A 532-nucleotide genomic window follows, 5' to 3' on the forward strand; every position below is an offset into this window, starting at 1 on the left:
CGATGTTCTGCTCCCACCACATATTGATGCTGACCACGATCCTGTGACCAAAACGTACTTGCCGCTATAGACCGCTTATCAAGAAGCGTGTGACCGTGCAGGTCTGGTCGACTTTGCAGAAATTCTGCTTCGCGCTCATGAGCTACTGCGCGATAACAAGTTTGTCCGCGAGCACTACCAGGCACGCTTTAAACACATTCTGGTTGACGAGTTCCAAGACACCAACAATATCCAATACGCTTGGCTACGCATGATGGCGGGGCCTGAGTGTCATGTGATGATTGTGGGTGACGATGACCAATCTATTTACGGGTGGCGCGGAGCAAAAGTCGAAAACATTGAGAAATTCACCCGTGAATTCCCAAGCGTAACCACCATTCGCCTAGAGCAGAATTACCGTTCCACCAAGACCATTTTGGAAGCTTCCAATACCTTGATCGCCAATAACACTGAGCGTATGGGTAAAGAGCTGTGGACTGACGGCATCGTTGGTGAACCGATTTCGGTTTACAGTGCTTACAATGAGTTGGAC

At 49.2% G+C, this 532-nt stretch carries 1 pseudogene; it reads left to right on the forward strand.

The window, feature by feature from the left end:
• A pseudogene (locus R7Q46_RS29930) lies at nucleotides 1-532 on the forward strand (UvrD-helicase domain-containing protein); the annotation flags it as partial.

This window comes from Vibrio sp. 811, from assembly GCF_033339195.1.